Here is a 4091-nt window from a genome sequence, read left to right as displayed (position 1 = left end):
GCATCCTGCCCGCGCGAAAATAAGCATGAAAGTAGAGTGGGCATCCTGCCCGCGCGAAAATAAGCATGAAAGTAGAGTGGGCATCCTGCCCGCGCAAAAATAAGCATGAAACTGGCAAGATGCCAGTTCTACCAAGATGCCAGTTCTACCAAGATGCCAGTTCTACCAAGATGCCAGTTCCACCAAGATGCCCATTCTACCTCACTCTTAAAATCATTCAATTATTAAGCAATGCCTACTAAACAGCGATTGGCCGTAGGCCACGCTACGCTCCGGAAGCGTTCGCAAAGCCTGGCCGAAAGGCCTCAGCTTCCGCGCTTATGCGATTGGCCTTTCGGCCACGCTACGCGATCGCATAAATCCACTTAGGGGTTCTATAGCAACTGATCACCTGCGATAGGTTCTGTATCTGGCACTGATGCTAATATTGCATCAAAATGGTTGTAATCTGCTTTTTCAGCATAACTCTGCAATAGTTGTACAACTTTATGAGCTTCAATTTTTTCCGTCACAGCACTCACTAACCACTGCTCGATAGAAACTTGATTTTCTTGAGCAAGACGTTGAATTTCTTTCAACAAGGTATCAGGTAATTGTAACGGAGAATAACTCATTCTATAACTTGATCCTGTAAATTGATAGACTGAACGTAAGCATTCAGCTGTTGGCCTTTGGCTGATAGCTTAATGCTTACGAACTACTTATATTGCTAGTACAATAGAGTAAATTTTACCTTTCCAAGCCTATTTCTTGTTTGATATCCAAACTCTCCTGCTGGAAATCAGTGGCTTTTGAGTCGTCCCCCAGGTTTTTGTAAACCTTGGCGAGATTTTCCAGAGAGTTAGCTTCACCTTCACGATCGCCTATGTCTCTTGCAATAGCCAAACTCTGCTCGAAGTTTTCAATGGCCTTTGGATAGTCCCCTAGGTTTGTGTAAATAATACCGATAATATTCAGAGATACAGCCTCACTTTGCTGGTCGCCTATTTCTCGATAAATACTGACTAACGTCTGCCAATACTGCAATGCTTCCCGATCTTGACTTACTTGAAACGGCTTCAGAGGTTGATTATAAAATCGGTAATTTTGAGGTTTAGGGCTTTGTGAAGATTGAGCTAATGCTGGAGAAGTTGGTAATAGGGGTGAAACATTACCTAGTAAAGGTGGTGAAAAATTACCTAACAAAGCCAGCAGGATAATTAATCGAAATTTTGGAAATTTCATGACGATCACACAAAAAAAAATAGAATAAGGAATCGGGGGATTTTTCTGTTAACAAGTTCCCCGTTACTTGGTTAATTTTTACCAGTACAAGAATCAACCAAGGGCTGTGAATAAATTTTTTATCAACCAAGCTCCTGCCATAAATCTGCCCAATCCTGAGGGAGTATTTTATCCTAGGAATTAGGCCAACCTAGTTGAGGGAGGTTGGTGAAGGCATCAAACCACATCCCTTTGGGCATACTGTAAGTTTGAAGCTTGAAAAAAATCATCTATTTATATAACAGTGTTAGATCGGAAAATTATGAAAAGCAGTGGTATGAATTTTTAAATTTATCCAAAACCAAGCAACTAATCAGTAACCCTTTTTTGCAATTTAATTGCAATCAAACAAGACGTCTTTCAGAAGTCGTTAACAGCGGATTTGGGAACACGGAACAGTGGACAATAATTCACGAAAATGCCTGAAATTAAGCAAAAATTCTAAGATAATTCCCAAACTCCCCACACCCGGGCCCCGCGCCCACTCCCCTTTTTTTTTACAAATATCAGATGTACCCTTTCAATTCTCCCGTTCCCGTAGCGTGGCCATAGGCCTGCATAGGTTTATTTTTAAGCTGACTGCTGACTGCTGACCGCTGTTTGCGTAGCGTGGGCGTAGCGCATATGCTTACGTAATTAGTAGATACACAGGATTTTTCCCCAATCCCGAAATTCTCTCTTTTTTCTTCCCTATTGCCTATTCCCTATGGCCGACTCCCGATTCCCGATTCCCGATTCCCGATTCCCGATTCCCCTAAAGTGCTTCACCAATCAACGTAAATGCCGCCCAATCTTTCGGATTACCTGACTTCGGAATCATGGTCAACATCGCTTGGCGCAACGCTTGAGCTTTATCCCCTGTGCTGTTAAGATTCCGATAAAACTCGGTCATCAATTCTGTGGTTTTATCATCAGGGATTGACCACAAGGAGACCATGACACTGGGAACACCCGCTGCAACTAAGGACCGAGATAAACCAATCACGCCCTCACTCTTGATGTGACCGACTCCGGTCTCGCAGGCACTGACTACTACTAGTTCTGCACTGAGTTTCATGTCAAAGATTTCTTCCGCAGTTAGTAGTCCGTCCTCTCCGTTTGAAGGAGCCAAGGCGATCGCACTCCCAATACCTGGGATACGCTTGGGATCAAATAACCCGTGGGTAGCCAAATGAATATATCTAGCGCTAGGCATCTGACGTTTAACTATGGCTTCGGTAGCTTCTTTTCCCAATAGGGGTTGAGCCTTTAACTGGGAGGCAATGTATTTAGCTTCTTTTTCCGCACCCTTGAGAGGAGATAATTCCTGAGGTGTTTCTCCAGGAGCTGGTGGTACCTTGGGCATGGTAGGATTACCAACTACCAGGGCAGTTTGGGCTGATTTAGGAAGGTTTTTCCGTTTCTGATGGGTTAAGCCCAAGACTTCGATGGAGGGAGCAGTGAGCATGGTGTGTTTCTCAATTAAGTACTTTTCCTCCCGGTCTTGCAGGGCTGGGAAAGGCACAGCAAACAGTTCTCTGTGAGGGATGAAGACTACACGGGCATTCTCATCCTTGGGCAGTAAGTCTGCAATCGGCTCAATCAGTAGTTGATGAAGCTGTTGTAAGCGTGGTTTCTCAATATTAGGGGAATCGACAATTTTGACAACATCAGTAATAGGGCGCTCGATTGTTACCCCTTCTTCCCACCCTGGTAACTTGAGTCGTAAAGTACCTTCGTGAGCATTAACTTCAAGCACTTCCCAGGAGTCTGGGAACTGGTCATCCTTGAGTTTGACCCAATCCCCCTGGGACGGTTGCCCGGAAGAGTCACTACTGCGACATTGACCATGGTCTCCAAGGCAATTATATCCCTGGTTAATCAGGTCTTTGAGAGAGGTATCTGGAGGTAGTTTAACCAAGCGCCATTCAATTTCCCCTGTAGGCTGGATCACCCAAATATAGATTCCATCACTGGGAATAATAGAGTATGCTACTAGTGTGGCATTCTGTTGCTGGGCAACCTGTTTGATTTTCTTCAGGTTAGGGTAATTTAGTTGAGTATCTAGTTCTGGGGATAACTCCTTTGTCAGTAATTCCACCAAGGCACGAGCACGTCCCCTCTCGGCAATTTCCAATGCAGCATCAGTTTTATTTCGAGCAATTAAAACTTGCTGCAAATTGCGATAGGTATCAGAGTGCTTCTCGGATAGGGGAATTTTATAGGTATCCTGCAAGCCTGTTCGTAAAGATTCCCTAACCTTCATTGCTTTGGTGAGGGTGGTTTCAGCTTGTTCAAGATCACCTGATTGAAAGAAAGCTAATCCTAAGTTATTGAGGAGTATACCTTTTACGTCCTGGTCTCCTATTGCTCCTGCAATGCTTAAACTCTGGTTTTGGAAATCAATAGCCTTTCGGTACTCCCCCAGGGAATAGTAAGCATTGCCAATAATACCCAGAGAGTAAGCCTTACCTAAGCGATCGCCTATTTCTCGTTTGATAGCCAAACTCTGGTTTTGGAAATCAATAGCCTTTCGGTACTCCCCCAGGGAATAGTAAACATTGCCGAGATTGTTCACAGAGTTAGCCTGACCTTGGCGATCACCTATTTCTCTTGCAATGGTTAAACTCTGGTTTTGGAAATCAATAGCCTTTTTGTAGTCCCCTAGATTTTTGTAAGCATTGCCAAGATTGCCCAGAGAGTAAGCCTCACCTGAGCGATTGCCTATTTTTCGTACAATAGCCAAACTCTGGTTTTGGAAATCAATAGCCTTTTTGTAGTCCCCCAGGGAATAGTAAGCATTGCCGAGATTGCCCAGAGATACAGCCTCACCTCTGTGATTTTCTATT

The 4091-nt window shown here is 44.0% G+C and carries 3 protein-coding genes; all 3 read right to left on the bottom strand.

Annotation, left to right across the window (positions count from 1 at the left end; all coding sequences use genetic code 11):
• Positions 1-374: 374 nt before the first annotated feature.
• Complete coding sequence (locus AC4II3_RS15150) at positions 375-614, bottom strand: CopG family transcriptional regulator (protein WP_488010429.1); 240 nt, start codon at positions 612-614, stop codon at positions 375-377.
• A 115-nt stretch (positions 615-729) separates the two neighbouring features.
• A complete protein-coding gene (locus tag AC4II3_RS15145; protein WP_488010428.1) occupies positions 730-1224 on the bottom strand; it encodes a tetratricopeptide repeat protein in 495 nt (164 codons plus the stop codon).
• 793 nt (positions 1225-2017) lie between these two features.
• Positions 2018-4091, bottom strand: a 2074-nt coding sequence (locus tag AC4II3_RS15140; protein WP_490722835.1) for a CHAT domain-containing protein, incomplete at its 5' end; no start/stop codon positions are given.

Source organism: Moorena sp., assembly GCF_982860115.1.
Note: the sequence above shows the minus strand (reverse complement) of the source record. Positions and strands in the feature narration are given on the sequence as shown.

Excerpts from the sequence above, each read along its gene's own strand:
- AC4II3_RS15150 (WP_488010429.1), bottom strand. The coding sequence starts at position 614 with ATGAGTTATTCTCCGTTACAATTACCTGATACCTTGTTGAAAGAAATT.
- AC4II3_RS15145 (WP_488010428.1), bottom strand. The coding sequence starts at position 1,224 with ATGAAATTTCCAAAATTTCGATTAATTATCCTGCTGGCTTTGTTAGGT.